Consider the following 22,323-nt stretch of genomic DNA (forward strand, 5'->3'; position numbering starts at 1 on the left):
GACTGCTACGGAGCGGATGCGCACCACTGAACGAGGCGTGAACGTGGCGCACACGGCGAGTGGATGGCGCGACCCGCGGCACGACGACACTCATCTGCCGGGCAGGCGGAGGGCGAGTCCGAGCCCGCGACGGCTGAACAGCCACCACAGCAAACCGCTCGCGGCACCGATCCCGCTGACGAGGGAGAGCACGAAAAGCGGCGGCACGGCGATCGTGGTGTCGCGTGTGATCGCGTCGAGCTCGACGCCCTCGACCGTGCCCGGGGGCGTCAGCGTGACGTGCGCGTGAAGCACGAGGTGCTGGCCCAGACCGTCGATGCGCACCTGGACGCGCCTCGTCTCGTCGGGTTCGAGCGCCGCCACCGCGACGTCGTCGACATCCGCGATCCGTCCGCCGAACGCGTTGTCGATCCAGAAGCGCGCGGTCGAATCGAACGCGGTGGCCGACGTGTTGCGCACGACGAAGTCGAGGGTCACATGGCCGTTGCCGATGGCGATCGACGGCGATGCGGTCGCGGTGAGCCCGCTCATCGCGAGAATGCCGCCCGCCACAGCCGGATCGTCGCCGAGCGCATCGTCCGCCGCGCTCGGGTCGGGGATGGTCGCCTGCGTCACGTCGGCGGCCACCGGAGGCCCGGGACGCGGCGGAATCACGGGCGGTCGCCCGGGCGGCGGTCCCGGCGGTGTGAACGTGGGGCGCGGAGTCGGTTCGACCCCGTCGGTGACGTCGACCGTGAGGTTGCCCTCGTCGATGGTCTCGGCGGCGGCATGCTGCACGGGGAGGCCGATGACGTCCGTCGAGAGCAACGCGGTGAGGGCGAGGCACAGTGCGCCGGCGCGCAGCCATCGGGTCCGCCGCATCCCCTCGCCGCCCTGATCGATGAGCGGGCGCGAGCCGGTCACGTCGCCGGTCCCGCGCCGGCCCCGACGACCTCACGCTCGGCCTCGGCCTTTCGCTTCGCCTCGGCCTCGGTGTAGGCGACCCACTCGGCAGCCCGCTTCGCATCGACGTTGCGGCGCCAGCGGCGGAACAGCACGAACCCGATGATCAGAACGAGCGCGATGAGCACGATCCACGGCGGCGCGATCAGGATCGTGTCGCGCGATGTCGCAGGCACCCCCAGGCGCTTGGTGTCGTCGTCGCCCTCCACGAACGGGGTGAGGGTGACGTTCGCGCTGAGGTATCCCCAGCTGGCGATACCGGGAAGGTCGGTTTCATATGTCCGGGTGCTGCCCGGGAGCAGTTCCGGGATGCCGTCACCCTGCTTGCCGCCTGTGGGGATGCCGAACCACGTCGACGCCGCGACCGTCACGTTCGAGGCGAGCGCGATGTTGCCGGTGTTCTCGACGGTGTAGTGCACGCGGACCGCCCCGGTCAACGGGTTCCACCAGTCGCCGACGTACGACGCGGTGAGCCCAGCGATCGAGAGCCCTGCCTGGATGTCGCCCGAGACGCGCAGGTACATGCGGGTGCCGAGCCGGCGATCGAGTGTGACCTGACCGCTGGGACTCTGCACGGATGCCGCGATTCCGCCCGCGTGGTCGCCGGGAGTGGCTTCGGCGGGAATGCTGATCGTGAAAGGCACGACACGCGACTCGCCGGGTGCGAGGTCGAACTGCAGCCGGTTGGCGCCGTTCTCGAAGGTGACCCACGAGCCGACGTCGACCGGTGGGGCACTGGTCTCGAGGAGCGCGAACTCGCCATCGTCGTCGTTGAACGCGTCCGTCGAGAGGATGGTGAATGACTGCGCCGTCGTACCCGTGTTGCGTACGAGGTAGTGGTCGGCGACCTGCTGACCCGGATCGGCGCTGTAGCTGAAGCGCGTGCGGCCATCGGGATTGCCGGCCGCGTCCGACGGGACGCCCGAGATGCCGATGGTGTCTTCCGCCGCGGCGCGTCCGGGGTTCGGGTCGAGAAGACTCAGCCCAGCGCCGGCCAGAAGGGCGACCAGGGCGACGGCGAAGGCCCGGCGCACACCACGGGGGGCGCGACGGGCGGAAGGGGCGGGAAGGGCTGCTGCGGTCACTGGCGGAGACGTTTCGTTCGGGCCGGCTGGCGTACGGAGGGGAACCGACACGCCGTGTGGGAAAGACGCACACGGCGCCTTTCCCACACGGGTGTCACATGGTGGTGACGATGTCTCGAGACTTACTTCGAGACGAGGTCCAGCGTCAGGACCGCGTTGTGCACGCCCTTGGCCGCGTTGATCGGAGCCTTGAAGGTGAGCTCGGTGTCGACGACCGCACCCTCGAACTCGCCCGTGGCCGAGCCCGGAGCACCCTCGGCCAGCACACCGAAGGTGCCCTCACCCGCGAGCTTCGGGGCACCGGCGGTGATGCCGGGGAAGAGCGTCGTGCCGACGGGGGCGTAGCCGAGCGCGCTCGCCTCGACGGTGGTCGCGCCGGGGCCCGTGAAGGCCGACGACGTGATGTTCAGGTTCCACCCCGACAGCACGTCGCGGTCGTCGAACACCGTGACAGCGCCGAGGTCGACCGGAGCCGACACGCGGTTACGACGGACGTCACCGAGGTCGATCGACTGCGCCGCGGGAGCGACGAGCGCGAACTTGCCCGAGTTGGTCACCTCGACCGAGAGGTCGGTGGTGTCCTGGTTCGGCGGCAGGGTCGCGGTCAGGGTGAACGCGTCCCAGCCGACGAGGATCTCGTCGCCTTCGCCATCGAGCTCGTAGAGGAAGAGCTTGTGCGCGGCGTTGGCGGCAAGGCCCTCACCGGCGACGTCGACCGAGCCGTTGCCGTCGGCATCCAGCGTCACGGTGCCGAGGTCGATGCGCGCACCGGCCGCGTAGACGCCCACGTTCAGCGTCTTGTTGGCGTTCGCGGTACCACCGGCGATCGGAACCACGGTGGTGTCGACCGCGGGCTCGGCGCTGCCGAGCTCAGCGCCGACGAGCTCAGCCTCCTCGATCACGTCGACAGGAGCGGCACCTTCGAGAACGCTCGGGGTGACCGTGTAGTTGCCCGTGCCCGGCTCGATGGTGATCTCACGGTAGACCGCGCCCGCCACCTGAACACCGTTGAGGTTGGTGTACGCGATGCCGTACCAGTAGGTGCCACCCGCCGCGATGTCGTCTGCGATGCCACCGGGGCCGTCGACGAAGGACTCGAGGGTCAGCGACGGCTGCAGCGTGCCGCCGTTGGGACCGGCGGCCGCGTCCACGTGGTAAGCGTTCCACGTGTTGATACCGCCCATGAGGTCGGTCGAATTCTTCTCGGAGATGAAGGCGTACACACCGGTGAACGTCGTCGCACCGGTCACGGGACGCGTCGCTGCCGCGTTGATCTCGGCATCGACGTTCGTCGCGCTGGCCGATCCGATGATCGTCTCGTCCTTGGCGTAGCTGCGGGTCCCGTCGCTGTCGGCGGGCTCCCCGGTGTTTCCGTCGAAGAGGAAGAAGCCGCCCTTGGAGCCCGCCGCAGCGGAGCCCTCGGGCTGAGGGTTGATCGGGTCGCCGGGAGCGGCGTTCGCGGCACTGGCGCCGCCGCCGACGAGAGCGAGTGCGATGGCACCGGCCGCGGCCGCCTGCCACTTCTTGCTGATGTTCATTTCAGTCCTTCGTTTGGGGTGAATCTCGGATGATGCGGGAGGTCAGGAGCGGAGGTTGGCGCGCACGGGCACGGTCGTGGACGGCGCGAGGAAGCCGAACTTCTTCTTCACCGCACCGGCCTGGCTCGAGAGCGAGCCGTGGTTGCCGAGCTTCGGGCCCTGGTTGCTCACGAGATTCGCGAGCTTGGCGTCGAAGGCGGCGTTACCGGCGGTGATGCGCGCGTTCTCGACCACGATGTACGTGTCGCGTCCCCACGTGGTGTCGGCGTAGAAGGCCGCGTTCGGAGCCATCGACGTCCCCGTGCCGGTGACAGCGGGCACGCCGGCGATCGGCGAGCCGATCTTGACGCCTGCTCCGCGGCGGTCGATGCCCGCACCGGTGTTCTGGGCCACCCACTGCGCCGCCGACATCGCGGTCACGCCGTTGGCCGGGAACGCAGTGCCGTCGAAGAGCTTGGAGGTGTCGTGCTCCTGGCCCACGACGACGCAGTCGCCGAGGGTCGCGTCGGTCACGCCGATCTTGGACATGAAGTCCGAGCGCGTGCCCGAACCAGGCTGCGGGATGACAGGAATCGCAGTCACGCCGCCGATGGTCGTCGCCGTGCACTCGAAGAGGCTCTTCAGCGCCGCTTGGCTGATGTTGTCGAACGCCGCGTTCGCGCCACCCGAGTGCGCGTAAGAGAGCGCATCGCGACCAAACGGGATGTAGGCGAGGGGTCCGGTCGGGTTGGCGAGCGAGCCGGCTCCCGACGACGAGCGTGCGACGTCGACCTGACCGGTGATGGCCGTGCCCTGGTACGCGGCACCGTCGATCGAACGGCTCAGCGCCGACACGCCGGAACCGGACCCGTTCGGGCGCACGAACCGCGGGCCGTTCACCTTCGTCTGGATCTGCGCGGAACCGGTGGCGTCGAACGAGCCGACGGGCGAGTCGCCGGCAGTCGAGCGCACCGAGCCGCCCGAGATCGTGGTGCCGTTCGCGAGTGCGTTGAGCACATCCTGCAGGGTGTCGGAGCCGACGATCGCGTAGTTGGAGACCGGCTCGGCGTGTGCCGCGGGAGCGACGGCGAACAGCGTTGCCGCCAGGCCGACAGCGGCACCGGCAGCGATAAACTTCCTCTTGTTCACAACTTTCCTTTTCTCATGAGGGTTGGTGTGACATCCGGTCGCTCCGTGAACGACCGTCTTGGCGGCTCCCTGGCAGGGGAGCCGTCAAGTCTTCGGGCAGGTCCGGGTGGTTTCCTGCCCTGTCCTCAGGCTCCGAGCCGCAGGTGAACGAAAGGGGCTTGGCCGGGTAAGGACCGCTGTCCCGCTGCTGTGCGAGAGGATCACGCGCGCCGCCGGATGCGTGACACGAGCGGTACGGCGAGGCCTGCCACGATCCCCGCGCCGATGCCTATCGGCACGGCCGCGGCGATAGGCCCCGCGTCGGGGTCTTCGGGCGTCTCCGCGCCGGCCAGAGCGCCCGCAGGCGCCCCGGTGGCCGCCGGCGCTCCCGCGGCGGGCGCGTTGGCACCCGGCACCGGAGCCGGAGCCGAGGATGGCGGCGGTGCCGGCGGTCCCGACGTTCTCGGAGCGCCACTCGACCCGCCGGGATTTCCGCCTCCCTGTTGAGGAAGGCTCCCGCGTTCGATCGAGTCGGCCATGACCAGCGCCTGCTCGACCCACGAGCCCGGAAGCGGGGCGTACCCCGGAGGCAGCTCTCCGACATCAGTGCCCGGGCTCTGGCCTTCCTCGACGGCGTATCGGATGAGGTTCGCGTAGACGCCGCGGAGCTCTTCGTCGGTCTGCTGAGGATTCAGCGCGGCGTAGACCGGCATGGTGAGCGGGTACGACGTGGTGGCCCCCTTGACCGTGTCACCGCGCAGGTCGTACTGAAGGACCCTCGGCTGCGCGGGGGTGGGCGTCATCGCAGCGGCAGCCGCGGCCAGGCCGTCCTGTGTCGGCGCCACGAACTGCCCCGCGGGATTGCGCAGGGACGCCGTCACCGTGTGGTAGAGGCTCGCGGCCGGGGTCGACGTGAGCCCGATCACGCGCTGACTGCCGAAGAGATTGCGCTGCGACTTGCCGAACTTCGCCGGTTCCGGGAGGGGTTCCCAGTTGCCGAGGATCAGACCATCGCCGCGGAGCACGTGGTGGGCCCCTTCGGCGAGGCTGGGGGTGTACGGGCGCCACGTCACGAGGTTGATCTCACCCGTACCGCCCTTCGTCGTCTCATCGGGTTTGGTCACCGGGTCGGCCTTCGGGAAGTCCTCGGCCGGAAGAGCGAGACCCACTCCCAGCGGCTGGACGTCGGGGTTCGTCGAATACCACGGGTTGACGAACATCCCATGGCCGTCATCGGCACCGTCGAGCCACGCGCGGGCATCCGGGTCGGCGAGCACGTACTCCCACAGGCGAACCGCAGCGTCCGACCGGCCGGACGGCAGGAGCGCGTCGGCGATCGACGCTCCGATGATGACCTGCTCGCTCCACTCCGGATCGTTGATCTTCCGGAACTCCGGATCCCACACGATGGTCCGCGGATTCCATTCGATGTCGCCGTCGCCGTCGATGTCTCGGCCGAGGTGGTCTTTGTCGGCCCGGTTCGGGAGCGCGTCCAGATAGGAAGCAGTGAGCAGTTTCGCGACCAGCCGTGGAGTGAGCTTCATCTCAGTGAAGGGCAGCCCTGCGCGATCCCGATACTGCGGGTTCTCGGTGTTCGGGTTCGGCTCCCGGTCGATGGCGAAGGTGAGGGCGACGCCCGCGATCGCCACCGGCGCGTAGGCGAGGGGGTCGGTCGCATCACCGATCGCGGCCAGATCGAGTGGTCGCGACGTGAACGCGAGCGGGCTCGGTTCGGTCCCGGCGGCGCGGGCCGCGGCATCCGCCTCACTGCCCTCGCTCAGCACGAACGGCGCACCGTTCTCTCCCCGGCACAGTCCAGGCTGCCACGAGGCGACGGCGCCGGCCACGAGTTCGCTGCCCGCCAGCTGCCGCTCGGCTTCGCCGATCTGGCAGCGCACGCCCAGCGGCTTGAATTCGAGTTCGACAGCCAGATGGTGCTCCCACGCGTCCCAGTAGAGCCCCGAGCGCGTGATGTTCGACACACCCGTGTCTCCTGTGCCGCGCGGGATGATCACGAGCCAGCACGATTGACCGACGGCGGTGCCGTCCGGCTGGGGGATGGGGGTGCCGCAGCCGAGTGCAGTCGACTCCATCGCAGTCTGGACCTCGAAGGGCACCGATCCCGACCCATCGGCTCCCGCGCCGGCCCATCGCACCTCGTTCGTCGTGTACGCACTGAAGAACTGGTTGTTCGCCATGTCGGCCCGCTGGTCTTCCGGCTTCACGACACCCGGGGCGCTGAAGTTGTTCAGCACGCGGTCGGCGGGTGCGGCGTACTCGTCGACGATGCCTTCGGAATTGCTGGCGACGAAGGGAATCCCGCTGTACGCGTATCCACCGACGTCGGCCGAGTACTTCTGGTCTTCGGGATGCAGCGCCTCGAGTTCGATGCTCCCGTCGCGATCGCTGCCCGGCGCGCGCCCGCCGCCGTACTGACACGTGCGGCGATCGGGGTGACCTGGGTTGTCGGGATCCTCTCCCCAGCACTGCGCGATCTGCAGGAAGTTCGCACCACCCTGGTTCTGGTCCGGTTTCGCGGACTTCTCGCCGCCCGTCCAGCTCACCCGTATCCCCTGCGACACCATGTCCTTGGTCTGCGAGATCGTGACCTCGAGGTCGGGGAACGGCGCCCCCTCTGGCTCCAGCGCGTCGTCCTTGTTGGTGAGCGTGACGGCGCTCGAGGTGGCATCGTCCTCGGCCGCCGCGGCGGGCTCGGCCTGGAGCACCGCCCCTCCGGCGCCGATCAGCGATGCGGTGATCACCGCCACGACGAGGCCGGTCAAGCTGGCGCGCGCAACCGAGTGGTGGGTTGGCTCGAGACGTTTCGTCTCGCTTCGCTCGCTCAACGACCGGAGGGTTCGCCGGCTCAACGAGCGGAGGGTTCGCCGGCTCATCGCCCAGCCTTCCGCGGGAGTCGGGGCGAGAGGAAGGGTGGCACGGCGACCACCGCGATGAGCAGCAGCACCGCGCCGAGCATGACCGACTGCTGCCACCCCCATGCCTCCGGCTCGACAGTGAACGGTGACGACACCGCCGCGCCCGCCACGGCTCCGTCGCCCGAGATGAGGTTGCCGTCGGCGTCGTAGACGGCCGCGCCGCCGTCGCCGCCCGCGGCCGCGGCATCGCCGCCGCCCGCACCGCCGGCCGCATCGCCGCCGCCACCACCGGGCGCGTTCGATGCCGCTCCGCCCCCGCCCGTACCCGTCGTCGGAGTGTCTTCCTTCGCGCCGGCCGTGCCGGTCGTGCACTGGTTCGGCCCGCGCTTGTCACAGTCGGCGGGCTGCGGCGCCGTGAGGGCGAGCTGGTTGCTGCTGGGCGAATCGCCGGGCTTGAAGGTCGGATTGTTGCACGTATTCGGGTCCACCGGCGCGGATCCTGCGCCAGGGATCCGCCGGATCTGCTCGAAGCCCGCCAGCACGAGGTTCATCGGCAACGGTGAGTAGCCGAGGTTCTCGGCCTGTTGCTGGCCTTCGCACAGCATGTAACTGGCGAAGGTTCCGAGCGTCGCTCCCTTCGCCTCGGTGAACGTACCGCCGACCGCAGTCGGCACGATCATGTACGAGTAGCTCGACAGCGGATACGTGCGGGGGTCTCCGTCGTTGTAGACGCCACCCAGATTCTGCGTCAGGTCGGGGTTGATCTGCGCCTTCATGAGCGCCACGGCAACCGAGTCCGCCGTCGGCTCGACGTAGTAGTCGGCGCGGTTGAGCACCTTCGCGACGGGAAAGCCGGCCTCCATGGCGTACGAGTACTCGACGTACGTGATCGACCCCTCGCCGTAGCCCTGCTTGACGTAGCCCGCCACGCCGTCAGAGCCCTTCTGCGCCTTGCCGTTGGCCGGGGTGGGGAACTGCGACCTCATGCCGTGCGGCCACAGGTCGCCGTGCTGGTTCGACATCCACAGCGTGAACTGCGCCGACGTGCCCGACCCGTCGGACCGCACGATCGGGATGATCGCCTTGTCGGGCATCGCGAGACCGGGGTTGTCGGCCTGGAGCTCCGGGTCGTTCCACTTCGTGATCGCGCCCGTGAAGATCTTGGTGATCACGGCGCCCGACAGGCGCAGGTTTGTGACGCGCTTGCCGCCGATGACGAGGTGGTACATGAAGGCCGTGCCGCCGGCGACGATCGGCATGTAGGCGAAGCCGCGCGGCGGGGTCTCGGGCGCCGAGCCGTCCTCGGGCTGCTGCTGGAACGGGATCTCGCTGACGGCGAAGTCGACACTGCTGTTGATGTAATCGCGTCGGCCCGCCGTCGAGCCGACGCCCGAGTAGTTGACCCTCATGCCGTAGTTCTGTGCGACGTTGGTACGCCACTGGTCGAGCGCGTTCTGCGACCACGTCGATCCGGTGCCGGTGATCGGCTCGTAGGTCGCTGCGTGCGCCGGCAGCGCGATGCCTGCGACGATGAGAAGCGCGCTGAAGGCTGCGATCACGCTCATGCGGCGACGGTTCAGCCGGGTCATTTCGATTCCTCCAGGGGACGAGCGGAGTGGGGGTCGCGCTGGTAGCCGAATCCGGCGTACCCGGATGTCTCGATCGTGCGGGCCGCGACGGCGGCGTCGAACCGCTCCACGTCGCGGCGGGAACGGGCCAGAGCAGCGCGACGCTGGCGCGGCGACAGCTCGCCGGCGCCGCGTCCGCCCAGCACACGGGCGATCGCGAAGAGCGAGACGACGAGCAGCATGAGCACGGCGGCCGTACCGAACCCGCGCGCGATGAAGTTCGGCTCGGGCGACGCCACGAACGTGAACACCTGCAGCGGCAGCGAGATCATCGGACCCTCGAACGGGTTCGTGTTCATGGCGCTCGTGATGCCGGACGTGAGCAGCACCGGTGACGTTTCGCCGATGCCGCGCGCCGTGCCGAGGATGATCGCCGTCACGAGACCGGACCTCGCCGTTGGCAGCACGACGTGCCACACCGTACGCCAGCGCGATGCGCCGAGCGCGTAGGAAGCCTCTCGCAGGTTGCCCGCGACGAGCCGGAGCACGACGTCGGACGCCCGGATGATGATGGGGAGCATCATCACCGTGATCGCCAGCGCCGCGGCGAAGCCGGAGCGCTGGTTCGTGAACACCAGGATGAAGGCCGAATAGATGAACAGACCGGCCACGATCGACGGCAGCGCCGTCATGGCATCGACGATCGTGCGGACGAACCGCGCGAAGCGCCCGCCGATCTCGTTGAGGAACAGCGCGGTGACGATGCCCAGCGGGATCGAGATGGCCAGCGCGATGCCGATCTGGATGAGCGTGCCGACGATCGCGTGCGCGATGCCGCCCACGTCGAGGCCGTCGAGGGGCCCGGCGAACTCCATGTCCTGGAAGAAGAAGTTGACGTTCATCAGCGCCGGCCACCCGCGCACCATCGTGAAGACGACGACGAACAGCAGCGCGCTGAACAGGATGACGCCGGAGCTGGCGAGCACCACCGTCATGACCCGGTCGACGACTTCGCGCCGGTCAGCGGTGGTGCTGATCAGCAGCGCGTAGAAGATGATGAACGCGAGGAACGCGACCACGACGAATCCCACGACGCCGCTGAGCGGCGCGATCCAGCCGAACAGCAGCGCGGCGAGCGCCAAGGCTCCGGCGGCTGCACCCAGGAGGGCGTAGCGATCGTCCATCCGGGCCGAGCGGATCTGGCGGCGAGCGCCGATCTCGCTGGCCGATCGATCCGGGATGCTGGTGCGCGCGGCCGACTCGGAGCCCTCGGCTTCTGCAGACCCTTCGTCGGCGGTTCCGGATGCCGCTGCGCGAGGCGGCTCGATGGTGAGCGTCATCACGCCTCGGTCTCTGCGCCCGAGCGCGATCGGGCGACGATCGACGACGCGGTGAAGTTGATGACGAGGGTGATGAGGAACAGCACGAGGCCCGCGGCCATGAGCGCTGACAGCGCGAACTCGCTCGCCTCGCCGTAGCGCAGCGCGATGAGCGCCGACACCGAGTTGCCGCCGGTCTTGAGCACCTGCCAGTTGATGGCGAAGATCGGCGAGATGATCATGTAGACCGCGATGGTCTCGCCGAGGGCGCGGCCGAGCCCGAGCATCGTGCCGCCGATGATGCCGCCGCGACCGAAGGGGAGCACGACGGCGCCGATCATTCCCCACCGTGTCGATCCGAGGGCGTAGGCCGCCTCCCGCTCCCCCGAGGGCGCCTGCATGAACGCCTCGCGCATGATCGAGGTCTGCGTCGGGACGACCATCAGCGCGACGACGATGCCCGCGATGAAGGCCGACGACGTGAACGCCGACGCATCGGTGAGGGCGTTGCCCTCGGCATCCGTCACCGCCAGCACGGGGATCCAGCCGAAGTAGGTCGAGATCCAGCGTGAGACCGGGATGATGGCCTCCTGCAGGAAGTACACGCCCCACAGTCCGAAGACGACACTGGGTACTGCGGCCATGAGATCGACGAGCGTGATCGCCCACTGCTTGAGGCGCCCGCGCAGCACCTCCGAGATGAGCAGCGACGTGCCCATGGCCAGCGGGACCGAGACGCACATCGCGATCACCGCGATCGTGATCGTGCCGAAGAGCACGGCCGCGATGCCGAACTGGCCCGTCTCGGGCGACCACTCCTGCGTCGTCAGGAAGCTGAAGCCCACGCCGTCCGGCGGCAGGAGCGCCTGACCCGCGCGCAGCGCGAGGAAGAGGCCGACCGCGAGCATGATCGCGACCGTGATGCCGCCGGCCGCGAACGCGGTGCGACGGAAGATGCGGTCGGCGAGTGTCGGCGCCGACGTCAGGGCGCGAGGGCGGGCCACGGTGCGGGCGGGCGGGGGCGGCAGCACCACCGTCTCGTCCGTGACCGCCGGCTCGCCGGTGAGCACCGCAGTGGGTGCCTCGACGGGCGCCTCGGCGGGCGCGTCGCCGCCGGGCGCTGAGGCGGTCGGCGGGTCGACGCTCATGCGAGCACCCCGCGACACGACGAAGCAGCCATGCGTCTCCCTCGTGCAAATGCGGAAAGGCAGTTGAAGACTGGATGGAAGCGGAAGTCGGGTACGGCTCCCACTGCCTACGACAGCGTGAGCGCGCAATGTGAACGAGGGGCATCCACCCGGCCAAGGACGGCTGTCGCGGGTATTGAGGAGCGATGCGAGGCGGTCATCCGTCGCCGGCGCCGGGAGTGGGCGTCGATGTCGGTGCCGGACGACTCGGGGTCGGCGTGGGCGTGGGAGTCGGTCGCCGGGGCTCGGGCGCGGCCTCGAGGATCGTGACGGTCCCTCCCACCGCGAGCCCGACTCCCGCGGCGGGGGCGGTGCCCATGATGAGCCCGGGCATCGTGTCGGCCGGCGCGGAACGCGTGGCGAACGAGGGCATGAAGCCCGCGGCTTCCAGCGCCGCCACGGCCGCCGCGCGGTCCTGCCCCGCGACCTCGGGAATGATGTTCGATCCCGACGCGACGGTCAGCGCGACAGGCGCCCGCGCGCTGATCCTGCGGCCGGCGGCGGGCTCGGACCCGAGCACCACGTCCTGCGGCCACGGGGAATCGACGAGTGTCACCGCGCCCAGCACCAGTCCGGCGTCCGCGAGGGCGCGCGTGGCCTCGGCCACCGAGAGCCGTTCCAGCGCGGGCACCGTCATCATCGACACGACGGGTTCGAACGTCGACGGCTCCGGTTCGGGCTGCGGCGCGATGGCGGTCGGCGACACCGACGGTGCCGCGGACGGATTCGCCTCGATCGAGGTGATGGGAGCGCTCGTGGCGGCGAGTGCCAGCACGATCCCGATCGCGAGCGCGCCACCCGTCGCCGCGAGCCATGTGCCGGCCCGCGACCGCGGCCGGCGCGCGCCGCGTGATCGCCCCGTCGCCGCCGATACGGCGGCGTTCGCGCCCGCCGTCACCACGGTGCGGCCGAGCACGCGAGTGACGGTGTCGGGTACGGACGCAGACAAGGCGAGGATGGATGCCGTGGGCACCGGAGCACCGGAATCCACGGCGCCGGGGTTCACGGCGGCGACCGCCGCACGCATCGCGATGGCGGATGGGTAGCGGTCGCCGGGGTCCTTCAGCATCGCCTTCACGACGATGCGGTCCAGTCCGCGCGGGATCCCTGGCCGCAGCGCCGACGGCGCGAGCGGCGCCGTGTCGAGGTGGGCGCGCATCGTGCGCCCGGTGGTCTCGCGTGGGAACGGGGGTCGCCCGGTCAGTGCGAAGAAGAGCACCGCGCCGGCCTGATACACATCGCCGCGCGCGTCCACCGGCAGGCCGCGCACGTGCTCGGGCGACATGTAGTTGACGTTGCCGATGACGCCGGCGCGACCGTGGGCCTCGACGCTCAGCAGGTCGTCGGTTCCGAGCGCGGCCGTGCCCGCGGCATCCGCCAGTCCGAAGTCCAGCAGTCGCACACCGGCCGCGTCGAGCGCGCCGGCGTCGCCGGGCGCCACCATCACGTTCGACGGCGAGACGTCGCGGTGGATGAGGCCGATCGCGTGCGCAGCCTCGAGAGCACGCAGGACGCCGTCGATCATCACGACCGCGTCTGCCGGCGCGAGCGGGCCCCGCGCCGCGACGTGCTGCGACAGCGTCATGCCGTCGGCGCGCTCGAGGGCGATCCACGCGATCGGCGCTTCTCCGCTCTCGTCGACGCCGACTCCGAGCACGCCGACGATGTTCGGATGACGCAGCGGCCTCGCTCGCCGGGCCTCGGCGAGGAACGCCCCACGCGCCGCGGGTCGCTCCGACAGGTGGGGGTGCAGCACCTTGATCGCGATGCTCGCCCCGCTGTGCTGATCGGTGGCGGCGAAGACGGACGCCGAGCCGCCGGTGCCGAGCAGCTCTCCGAGCCGGTAGCGACCCGAGAGGACGCGCGGGGCCACCGGTGGATCGACCATCCCGCCCTCCCCAGGTTCCGCGAGGATCGCGAGCCTCCGCGGATAGTAAGCCCGCGCCGACGGTGCGGACTACGACAGCGCTCTGTGAGACGAGCGTCAGGGGTCGCCATGAACGGCGGGCGCGCGCGACCCGATCGAGAGGTGTCCGCCCGGTTACCGGCGAGGGCGCGCACGTCGACGGCGACGCGACCGCACGGCGTGGTCGCATGCGCGACACGCGTACTGTGCCGATGCGACACCGGCACGAAACCTTCGCCCCGCATCGTCGGGGCGTGAAGCTGCACAGCCGTTTCGGACCCGCCCGCCGTGCGCTGCTGCTCGCCGGCGCGATCGCCGTCGCCGCGACGGGCGCGAGCGTGCCGTCGGTCGCGTATGCCGTCACCGACGCGCGCACTGAGGCGACGCCCCCCGCGATCGAGCCCGTCGCGGGCGAGACCGCCCCTGCCGAGCCCGCACCGACCGACCCGGCACCGTCTCCATCCCCGTCGCCGTCGCCGAGCGACCCCGCACCTGTCAACCCGGTGCCGACCCCGACAGGGCCGGTCGTTCCGACGCCGGAGCCGACGGCATCCGTTCCGCCCTCGTCGGGTTCGTCGCCGACGCACCCCGCGCCCGGCGGCTGGACGCCCGCCCTCCCGGGGCTCGTGCCCGGGGCAGGGCCCGCCGCACCCTCGTACGCCACCGCGCCGGCCGGCTTCGGCCTGGTGTTCCCGACGAACCCATGGATCTACAACGACCAGCCGGGCACCCGCTACCTCGATGTGCGCGAGCAGTCTCGCGGCCTCGTGACGCGCCGCCACATGGGCATCGACGCCCAGGGCGGAGTGCGGCAGCCGATCTTCGCGGTCGCGGCGGGCATCGTCGTCGACGGCACGTGGGGCACCACCAGCCGCGACCGTCACGGCTTCGGCAATCAGGTGGAGCTCGCGCACGCCGACGGGTTCGCGACTCGCTACGCTCACTTCGCCACGGCACCCCTGGTGCAGCTCGGCGACCACGTCGAACAGGGACAGCTCATCGGCTTCATGGGCGGCAGTCAGCGCGGCGACCTGCACCGGCTCGACCGGCACCTGCATTTCGAGGTGACGAAGGACGGCCGCCACATCGACCCGATCGCGTTCCTCACCGGCGCGGGTACGGTGGCGGATGCCGCAGCCACGGCCGCCCCCGCCGCCGACGCACCCACTCCCCTGCCTTTCAGCGAGATCCGGCCGACCGCCGACGGCTACGTCTCGATCTCGACCGGCGTCACGGTCACGTCGCAGGTGTTCACCGCGGTCGACATGGGCGGCGAGTCGGCTGAGCTCTTCGTGAGCGACGCCGGCCGGCTCCTCCAGGTCTCGGTGACCGGCGGCGCGTGGACCGCGGTCGACACGGGGCTCGCGCTCGCCGCGACGAGCCTCGCGAGCGCGAACACCGGCGGGGAGCATCCCGAGCTGCTCGCCGTCGAGGACGGCAAGCTCGTCCACGTCGCCCACGACGGCTCGGCGTGGACCAAGACCTGGACCGGCCACGACTTCTCGGGCACGGTGAGCGCGGTCGCCATCCCCGGCGGCGGGCTGCACGGGATGCTGCAGCAGGCCGGCTATCTCTACCACCTTTCTCCGGCCCAGGGCGGGCTGTGGAACATCACCGACACGCGGCTCGAGACCGGCGTGCAGGTCGACGCCGTCTATGTCGACGGCCCGGCCCCCCAGGCGATGACGGTCATCGACGGCGAGGTCCATCGGATCACGCGGGGCGACATCGGGTGGGATGCCGCCGGCACCGGCCTGCCGGCATCCGGTCCGCTCGCAGCCACGTACGAAGGTGCCGGGTGGCCGATCGCCGTCAGCGCCGAACCCGGCGTGCTCGGGGTGACGCGCGTCGTCGACCGCGTGTGGACGCGCTATGCCTACGACCTGACAGTGACCGGGCCGATCGACGCCGTGGCGATCCCCGGCGTCGGCACCGTCCTCTACTCGATCGGATGAGACCCACCGTGCGCACTCGCTCCCTCTTCGTGCTGTCGGCCGTCGCCGTCGCGACGCTGACCCTCGCCGGCTGCACCGCCGGCACCGACACGCCGGTCGAGCCGCAGCCCGAACCCGTCGACCTCTGCGCGATCGCCGCGCCCTCTGGCGCCGTGTCGGATGCGGTCGCGGTGACGGGACCGGTCGGTTCACCGGCATCCGTCACCCTCGCCGCCCCGCTGACGATCTCGAGCACGGAGCGCACCGTGGTCGTCGAAGGTGAGGGTGAGCCCATCGACGGCGCGAGCCTCGTCGATTACGCGATGACGGTCTTCGACGCGGCCACGGGGCAGCAGGTCCGCGTGCAGGGATACGACGCGACATCCGCGCTCGCCGTGCCCGCAGCGACGGTCGGGCAGTTCCTCGGGTGCGCGACCGTGGGATCGCGCCTGGTGGTCGCCGTCCCCGAGACCGACCAGGACGCGGCGAGCGTGTGGGTGCTCGACGTGCTCGGCGCGCAGCCCGGCAGAGCGACCGGCGCGGAGCAGGAGCCCGTCGAGGGGATGCCCGAGGTCAGCCTCGACGAGAACGGCGTCCCCACCGTCACCGTGCCCGGCGGCGAGCCGCCGACCGAGACCGAGGTCGCGGTGCTGAAGAAGGGAGACGGCCCGGCCGTCGCGCCCGGCGACACCGTGATGCTGCACTATGCCGGTGTGCGCTGGTCGAACGGGGTCGTCTTCGATTCGAGCTGGGCCGCCGGATCGCCCACCGCGGTCGTCACGACGGACCTCATCGCGGGATACCGGGAGGCGCTCGAGGGGCAGACCGTCGGGTCGCAGGTGCTCGTGGTGATCCCGCCGACGGACGCCTACGGCGAGGGCGAGATCAACGACGAGGACCTCACCGGCGAGACACTCGTCTTCGTCGTCGACATCCTCGCGACGTCGCCCGCGGCGTAGCCAGGCCCGAGGGCGCAAGGCCCGCGGCGGTGCGGCGGGTGCGCTCGCGTTACCGGCTGCCGGCGCCCTCGACGCGGCGCAGGAAGCGCCCCGAGGGCCCGCTGCGATCCGGCGTCTCGGCCACGTGCGCGGCGGGCAGAGCCGCGAGCGCCACCGTCGCCGCAGCGGCGCGCGCCGACGTCGAGTCGTACCAGCGGCTGCATGTCATGACCGGCGTGCCGTCGAACGTCACGACCCAGCCGCGCGGTCCGCCGCCCGATCCACCGCGAGGCCCCGACACGAAGGCGACCGCGAGGGCCTGCGGATCCGACTGCACCTGGCCGACGTGCGAACGCGCATGGTCGAAGCTGCGGTACAGCAGGAAGCTTCGCCCCAGCTCGCGGTTGTTCGAGGCGAGCAGGCGCCAGAAGCCGGGCTCAGCGGCCGCGTCGCGGCGATCTCGTCGCGCGGGATCCTCGGCGGTCGCGCGCCCGAGCGTCAGCACGTCGTCGGGGGTCGATCCCCCCACGAGCGGCGAGCGGAAGCGCAGCCAGGAGCGGAGCATGGGGTCGTCGGAGGATCGGAACACCGTGAAGGTGATTCGTGGCCCGACACTGGCGGCCGGCTCCATCGCGACGACATCCGTCATCACGCCACTCTTTTCCGCGCCGCACGGCGCAACTCCCCAAACCCCGGGCGGCACCGCAGCCGCCACGTCAGACCTTCGGCCCCGCAGGTTAAATGCGTGCCCGCCGCACAGGATGGAAGGCTGTCCGTCCGGTTACGGAACAGTGTCGGCTCGCGCCACCCTCGGATTTCTCGGACGCCGTCCAGCAACCGGCGATCGCCGCAACTGTGTGACGCCGCGTTACCGCGGTTAACGCACCTTGACACTCGGGTAGGTCAGACCGGCGGCCGCTTCTAGCCTCACGGAATGGACTCGATAGGGTCCTGCCCGGGGACGCCCGGGTCATCCGGAGGCCACCGTGACCATCAGCGACACCGAACCCCGCCCCGCCCCGCGGCGTGAGGCGGCCTCGACGCGCCCGGGTGGCGCGACCGCCCGGCCGCCGCGCCCCTCGTCCAAGCCCAACGGCCAGTGGAAGATCGACGGCACCACGCCCCTCAACGGCAACGAGGAGTGGAAGCAGGTCGACGACGGTCTGAGCGTGCGCGACCGCATCGAGAGGATCTACTCGAAGGGCGGCTTCGCCTCGATCGACCCGACCGATCTGCACGGCCGCTTCCGCGTGTGGGGCCTCTACACGCAGCGCAAGCCCGGCATCGACGGCGGCCGCACCGCGACCCTCGAGCCGCATGAGCTCGAGGACGAGTACTTCATGCTGCGCGTCCGAATCGACGGCGGGCAGCTGACCACCGAGCAGCTGCGCGTGATCGCGGGCATCTCGACGGACTTCGGCCGCGACACCGCCGACATCACGGATCGCCAGAACATCCAGCTGCACTGGATCCGCGTCGAAGACGTCCCCGAGATCTGGCGGCGCCTGGAGGCCGTGGGCCTGCGCACGACCGAGGCCTGCGGCGATGTGCCGCGCGTCATCCTCGGCTCGCCGGTCGCGGGCATCGCCGCCGATGAGCTGATCGACCCGACGCCCCAGATCGATGAGATCAGCGAGCGGTTCATCGGCGACCCGACGCTGGCGAACCTGCCCCGCAAGTTCAAGTCGGCCATCACCGGCCACCCCAGCCAGGACGTCGTCCACGAGATCAACGACGTCGCCTTCGTCGCGGTGGAGCATCCCGAGCTCGGGCTCGGCTACGACCTGTGGGTGGGCGGCGCGCTGTCGACCACCCCGCGCCTCGGCGAGCGCCTGGGCGCGTTCGTCCGGCCGGATCAGGTGGCGGATGCCTGGCACGGCGTCACGCAGATCTTCCGCGACTACGGCTATCGCCGGTTGCGCAACAAGGCCCGCCTCAAGTTCCTGCTCGCCGAGTGGGGCGTCGAGAAGTTCCGGCAGGTGCTGCAGGACGAGTACCTGGGCTACGCCCTTCCTGACGGCCCCGCCGCACCGAAGCCGAAGTCGCAAGGCGACCACGTCGGTGTGCACCGGCAGAAGGACGGGCGCTTCTACATCGGCGTGACCCCCGTCGTCGGCCGGGTCTCGGGACCGACGCTCGCCAAGCTGGCCGACGCGATCGAGAAGCACGGATCGACGCGGCTGCGCACGACGCCGCACCAGAAGCTGGTGATCCTCGACGTTCCCGAAGAGAACGTCGAGCCGCTGATCGCCGAGCTCGACGCCCTCGGCCTGCAGGCCCGGCCCAGTCTGCTGCGTCGCGGCACGATCGCGTGCACGGGCATCGAGTTCTGCAAGCTCGCGATCGTCGAGACCAAGGTCAACGCCACGGCGGCCGTGCTCGACCTCGAAGAGCGTCTGAAGAGCTTCGAGCTGCCGCATCCCATCTCCCTCCACGTGAACGGATGCCCCAACTCGTGCGCCCGCATCCAGACGGCCGACATCGGGCTCAAGGGCCAGCTCGTCACGATCGACGGCGAGCAGGTGCCCGGCTACCAGGTGCACCTGGGCGGCGGGCTCGCCTCGCAGAACCGGGAGGACCCCGGCCTCGGTCGCACGGTGCGCGGTCTCAAGGTCGCCGCCGACGGCATCGCCGACTACGTCGACCGTGTCGTGCGGCGCTTCCTCGCCGACCGCGACGTCGCCGCCGACGAGACCTTCGCCGAATGGGCCCACCGCGCCGAAGAGGAGGCCCTGCAGTGACCGTGTCACTCGCGCCCCGCGTGACCGTCAAGCGGTCGCGCGAAGAGCTCAAGGCCCTCGCCGAACAGGGCAACCTCGAGCTCGGCAGCCTGACCGATCACGAGGCTTCTCCCGCCGAGGTCGTCGCGTGGGTGGCCCGGAACTTCGGAACGGATGCTGCGGCCGTCGCGTGCTCGATGGCAGACGCCGCGCTGCCCCACCTGGTGGCCGAGCAGCTGCCGGGGGTCGACGTGCTGTTCCTCGACACCGGCTATCACTTCGCCGAGACGCGGTACACGCGCGACGAGGTCGGCCGCGTGCTCGATGTGCGCATCGTCGATGTGCTGCCCGAACAGACCGTCGCCCAGCAGGACGCCGAGTTCGGCGCCAAACTGCACGACCGCGACCCCGCCCTGTGCTGCGAGCGTCGCAAGGTCGGACCCCTCAAGGACGCCCTCGGCGGGTACGAGCTGTGGTTCACGGGTGTCCGCCGCGAAGAGGCGCCGACCCGCACGAACACGCCGCTGGTCACGTGGGACGAGCGCAACGGACTGGTCAAGGTCAACCCCGTCGCCGCCTGGACGTTCGATGACCTGCTCGACTACGCCGGCGAGCACAACGTGCCGGTCAACCTGCTCGTGTCGAACGGCTACCCATCGATCGGCTGCGAGCCGTGCACCAAGCCGGTCGCCGCCGGCGAAGACCCCCGGTCCGGCCGCTGGGCCGGACTCTCGAAGACCGAATGCGGACTGCACGTATGACTCTCTCGAACGTTCAGGACATTTCGTCTCCCTTCGCTCGCTCAACGACCGAAAGCCCCCGGTCGTCGAGCGAGGCGGTCGTTGAGCAAGGGAGCGCAGCGACCGAGTCGAAACGCAGCAGCGACGAGACGAAGCGGGGCGTGACACCCCTGTCGACGCTCGACCTCCTCGAGGCCGAGGCGATCCACGTCATCCGCGAGGTCGTCGCCGAGTTCGAGCGGCCCGTGCTGCTGTTCTCCGGCGGCAAGGACTCGGTCGTCGTGCTGCACCTCGCGACCAAGGCGTTCGCCCCCGGCCGCGTGCCGTTCCCGGTGCTGCACGTGGACACCGGGCACAACTTCCCCGAGGTGCTGGCGTTCCGCGACGAGACCGTCGCGCGCCTCGGCATCCGTCTCGAAGTCGCCCGCGTGCAGGACTACATCGACGACGGCCGCCTGCAGGAGCGGGCGGACGGCACGCGCAACCCGCTGCAGACACTCCCCCTTCTCGACGCGATCGCTGCAGGCCGCCACGACGCCGTCTTCGGCGGGGCGCGCCGCGATGAAGACAAGGCGCGCGCCAAGGAGCGCATCATCTCGCTGCGCGACGAGTTCGGGCAGTGGGATCCGCGCAACCAGCGCCCCGAGCTGTGGAGCCTGTACAACGGGCGTCACACCCCCGGGCAGCATGTGCGTGCGTTCCCGATCTCGAACTGGACCGAGCTGGACGTGTGGCGCTACATCGAGCGCGAGGGGATCGCCTTGCCGCCGCTGTACTTCGCCCACGAGCGCGAGGTGTACCAGCGCGACGGCATGTGGCGTCCGGTCGGGCCGTTCTCGCCGCCGCGCGAGACCGAGACCGTCGAGGTGCGCACCGTCCGCTACCGCACGGTGGGCGACATGAGCTGCACCGGAGCAGTGGATTCGGATGCCGCATCCCTCGCCGACATCGTGGCCGAGGTCGCCGTCTCGACCCTCACCGAGCGCGGGGCGACCCGCGCCGACGACCGCCTCAGCGAGGCCGCCATGGAGGACCGCAAGAAGGACGGGTACTTCTGATGTCTCTCGATACTCAGAGCGTTTCGTCTCGCTCCGCTCGCTCAACGACCGATACGACGCAGCCGACCCTGTTCCGGTTCGCGACGGCCGGCTCGGTCGACGACGGCAAGTCCACGCTCGTCGGCCGCCTGCTGCACGACTCGAAGGCGATCCTCGCCGACCAGCTCGAGCAGGTCGCGCGCACCTCGGCCGACCGGGGCTTCGCACACGGCGAGTTCGACTTCGCCCTGCTCACCGACGGCCTGCGAGCGGAGCGCGAGCAGGGCATCACGATCGACGTGGCGTACCGCTACTTCTCGACGGGTGCCCGCTCCTTCGTGCTCGCCGACTGCCCCGGCCACGTGCAGTACACCCGCAACATGGTCACGGGTGCGACGACGGCCGATGCGGTCGTGGTCCTCGTGGACGCACGCAAGGGCGTCGTCGAGCAGACCCGGCGGCACCTCGCGGTGGTCGCGCTGCTGCGCGTGCCGCACGTGATCGTCGCGGTGAACAAGATCGACCTGATCGGCTTCGCTGCCGATACCTTCGCCGACGTCTCGGCGCAGGCCCACACTGTCGCCGCCGAGCTGGGCATCGGCGACCTGCACGTGCTGCCGGTCTCGGCGCTCGAGGGCGACAACATCGTCGACCGCTCCGACCGGACCCCCTGGTACGGCGGCCCGGCGCTGCTCGAACTGCTCGAGACGCTGCCCGGTGCCGACGCCCTCGACCGCGAGCTCGAGCCGCTGCGCCTGCCGATCCAGCTCGTGCTGCGGCCGCAGGGCGGACTCGCTCCCGACGTCCCCGGCGACGAGGCCGAGCGCCTGCGCGACTACCGCGCAGTCGCCGGGCGCATCGCGAGCGGCGTCGTCCGCGTCGGCGACCCGGTCGAGATCTTCCCTTCCGGCATCACGACCACCGTGACGGGCATCCGTGCCGCCGGCGCCGAGGTCGACGAGGCGTTCGCTCCGCAATCCGTGTCACTCGAGCTGGCCGACGACGTCGACACGGCACGTGGTGCGCTCGTCGTGGCGGCGGGAACGCTTCCCGCTGCGCAGCGCGAGTTCGACGCGGAGCTGTTCCAGCTCGACGCGCGGGCACTGACCCCCGGCATCCGGGTCCTCGTCAAGCACGGCACCGCGACCGTGCAGGCCATCGTCGCGCAGATCGAGTCGCGCTACGACCTCGACAGGCTCACCCACGAGCCGGCGCCGGCTGATGGACCCGCACTGTCGCTGCAGACCAACGACATCGGCCGCGTGCGGATCCGGCTGGCTGCAGACCTTCCGCTCGAGCCGTACCGCTCGAGCCGCCACGGGGGCTCGTTCCTCGTGATCCATCCGTCCGACGGCGCGACGCTCGCCGCCGGCATCGTGCGCTGACCCCGGCGCACACCGCTCCACCCCACCAGCACCACTCATAC

The 22,323-nt window shown here is 70.5% G+C and carries 16 protein-coding genes; 6 read left to right on the plus strand and 10 right to left on the minus strand.

Features of this window, described 5'->3' with window-relative positions:
• Positions 1–90: 90 nt before the first annotated feature.
• The 9 genes from HF576_RS12630 to HF576_RS12670 form a co-directional block, all read right to left on the minus strand.
• On the minus strand, positions 91–903 hold the full coding sequence (locus HF576_RS12630; RefSeq protein WP_168913184.1) for a hypothetical protein: 813 nt from the start codon (positions 901–903) through the stop codon (positions 91–93).
• On the minus strand, positions 900–2,027 hold the full coding sequence (locus tag HF576_RS12635) for a COG1361 family protein (RefSeq protein WP_168913185.1): 1,128 nt from the start codon (positions 2,025–2,027) through the stop codon (positions 900–902). The genes HF576_RS12630 and HF576_RS12635 overlap by 4 nt, the downstream gene beginning before the upstream one ends.
• A gap of 122 nt (positions 2,028–2,149) precedes the next feature.
• Complete coding sequence (locus tag HF576_RS12640; protein ID WP_168913186.1) at positions 2,150–3,565, minus strand: hypothetical protein; 1,416 nt, start codon at positions 3,563–3,565, stop codon at positions 2,150–2,152.
• A 42-nt stretch (positions 3,566–3,607) separates the two neighbouring features.
• Positions 3,608–4,693 (minus strand): hypothetical protein, encoded by a 1,086-nt coding sequence (locus HF576_RS12645; RefSeq protein ID WP_168913187.1) that lies wholly within the window; start codon positions 4,691–4,693, stop codon positions 3,608–3,610.
• A 200-nt stretch (positions 4,694–4,893) separates the two neighbouring features.
• Positions 4,894–7,455, minus strand: a complete 2,562-nt coding sequence (locus HF576_RS12650; RefSeq protein WP_168913188.1) for a hypothetical protein — start codon at positions 7,453–7,455, stop codon at positions 4,894–4,896.
• Between the two features lie 107 nt (positions 7,456–7,562).
• A complete protein-coding gene (gene pstS / locus HF576_RS12655; protein WP_168913189.1) occupies positions 7,563–9,113 on the minus strand; it encodes a phosphate ABC transporter substrate-binding protein PstS in 1,551 nt (516 codons plus the stop codon).
• A 20-nt stretch (positions 9,114–9,133) separates the two neighbouring features.
• Positions 9,134–10,456: a phosphate ABC transporter permease PstA gene (pstA, locus tag HF576_RS12660; RefSeq protein ID WP_168913190.1), complete on the minus strand. Its 1,323-nt coding sequence runs from the start codon at positions 10,454–10,456 to the stop codon at positions 9,134–9,136.
• Positions 10,456–11,583 carry a phosphate ABC transporter permease subunit PstC gene (gene pstC / locus HF576_RS12665; RefSeq protein WP_168913191.1) on the minus strand — a complete coding sequence of 376 codons (1,128 nt, stop codon included), beginning with the start codon at positions 11,581–11,583 and terminating at the stop codon, positions 10,456–10,458. The genes pstA and pstC overlap by 1 nt, the downstream gene beginning before the upstream one ends.
• Positions 11,584–11,779: 196 nt before the next feature.
• Entirely contained in the window at positions 11,780–13,510 is a 1,731-nt protein-coding gene (locus HF576_RS12670) for a protein kinase domain-containing protein (RefSeq protein ID WP_168913192.1), read from the minus strand.
• Positions 13,511–13,782: 272 nt separating this feature from the next.
• Here HF576_RS12670 and HF576_RS12675 point away from each other — a divergent pair, with 272 nt between their 5' ends.
• Together HF576_RS12675 and HF576_RS20775 are read left to right on the plus strand one after the other, a co-directional pair.
• Positions 13,783–15,483 (plus strand): peptidoglycan DD-metalloendopeptidase family protein, encoded by a 1,701-nt coding sequence (locus HF576_RS12675; protein ID WP_168913193.1) that lies wholly within the window; start codon positions 13,783–13,785, stop codon positions 15,481–15,483.
• Positions 15,484–15,491: 8 nt separating this feature from the next.
• Complete coding sequence (locus HF576_RS20775; RefSeq protein WP_168913194.1) at positions 15,492–16,421, plus strand: FKBP-type peptidyl-prolyl cis-trans isomerase; 930 nt, start codon at positions 15,492–15,494, stop codon at positions 16,419–16,421.
• A gap of 49 nt (positions 16,422–16,470) precedes the next feature.
• Here HF576_RS20775 and HF576_RS12685 read toward each other — a convergent pair whose 3' ends face one another.
• Positions 16,471–17,049: a hypothetical protein gene (locus HF576_RS12685; protein WP_168913195.1), complete on the minus strand. Its 579-nt coding sequence runs from the start codon at positions 17,047–17,049 to the stop codon at positions 16,471–16,473.
• Positions 17,050–17,386: 337 nt separating this feature from the next.
• Here HF576_RS12685 and HF576_RS12690 point away from each other — a divergent pair, with 337 nt between their 5' ends.
• The 4 genes from HF576_RS12690 to HF576_RS12705 all read left to right on the plus strand — a co-directional run bounded on the left by HF576_RS12690 (position 17,387) and on the right by HF576_RS12705 (position 22,282).
• Positions 17,387–19,141 (plus strand): nitrite/sulfite reductase, encoded by a 1,755-nt coding sequence (locus HF576_RS12690; RefSeq protein ID WP_343234267.1) that lies wholly within the window; start codon positions 17,387–17,389, stop codon positions 19,139–19,141.
• Positions 19,138–19,881 carry a phosphoadenylyl-sulfate reductase gene (locus tag HF576_RS12695; RefSeq protein ID WP_168913196.1) on the plus strand — a complete coding sequence of 248 codons (744 nt, stop codon included), beginning with the start codon at positions 19,138–19,140 and terminating at the stop codon, positions 19,879–19,881. The genes HF576_RS12690 and HF576_RS12695 overlap by 4 nt, the downstream gene beginning before the upstream one ends.
• Before the next feature lie 140 nt (positions 19,882–20,021).
• A complete protein-coding gene (gene cysD, locus HF576_RS12700) occupies positions 20,022–20,918 on the plus strand; it encodes a sulfate adenylyltransferase subunit CysD (RefSeq protein ID WP_168913197.1) in 897 nt (298 codons plus the stop codon).
• On the plus strand, positions 20,918–22,282 hold the full coding sequence (locus tag HF576_RS12705) for a sulfate adenylyltransferase subunit 1 (RefSeq protein ID WP_240948902.1): 1,365 nt from the start codon (positions 20,918–20,920) through the stop codon (positions 22,280–22,282). Before cysD ends, HF576_RS12705 begins: the two co-directional genes overlap by 1 nt.
• Positions 22,283–22,323 lie beyond the last annotated feature (41 nt).

This window comes from Microbacterium salsuginis, assembly GCF_012524205.1.
GTDB classification, from domain to species: domain Bacteria; phylum Actinomycetota; class Actinomycetes; order Actinomycetales; family Microbacteriaceae; genus Microbacterium; species Microbacterium salsuginis.

Excerpts from the sequence above, each read along its gene's own strand:
- pstS (WP_168913189.1), bottom strand. The coding sequence starts at position 9,113 with ATGAGCGTGATCGCAGCCTTCAGCGCGCTTCTCATCGTCGCAGGCATC.
- HF576_RS12640 (WP_168913186.1), bottom strand. The coding sequence starts at position 3,565 with ATGAACATCAGCAAGAAGTGGCAGGCGGCCGCGGCCGGTGCCATCGCA.
- HF576_RS12685 (WP_168913195.1), bottom strand. The coding sequence starts at position 17,049 with ATGACGGATGTCGTCGCGATGGAGCCGGCCGCCAGTGTCGGGCCACGA.
- HF576_RS12705 (WP_240948902.1), top strand. The coding sequence starts at position 20,918 with ATGTCTCTCGATACTCAGAGCGTTTCGTCTCGCTCCGCTCGCTCAACG.
- pstC (WP_168913191.1), bottom strand. The coding sequence starts at position 11,583 with ATGAGCGTCGACCCGCCGACCGCCTCAGCGCCCGGCGGCGACGCGCCC.
- pstA (WP_168913190.1), bottom strand. The coding sequence starts at position 10,456 with ATGACGCTCACCATCGAGCCGCCTCGCGCAGCGGCATCCGGAACCGCC.
- HF576_RS12670 (WP_168913192.1), bottom strand. The coding sequence starts at position 13,510 with ATGGTCGATCCACCGGTGGCCCCGCGCGTCCTCTCGGGTCGCTACCGG.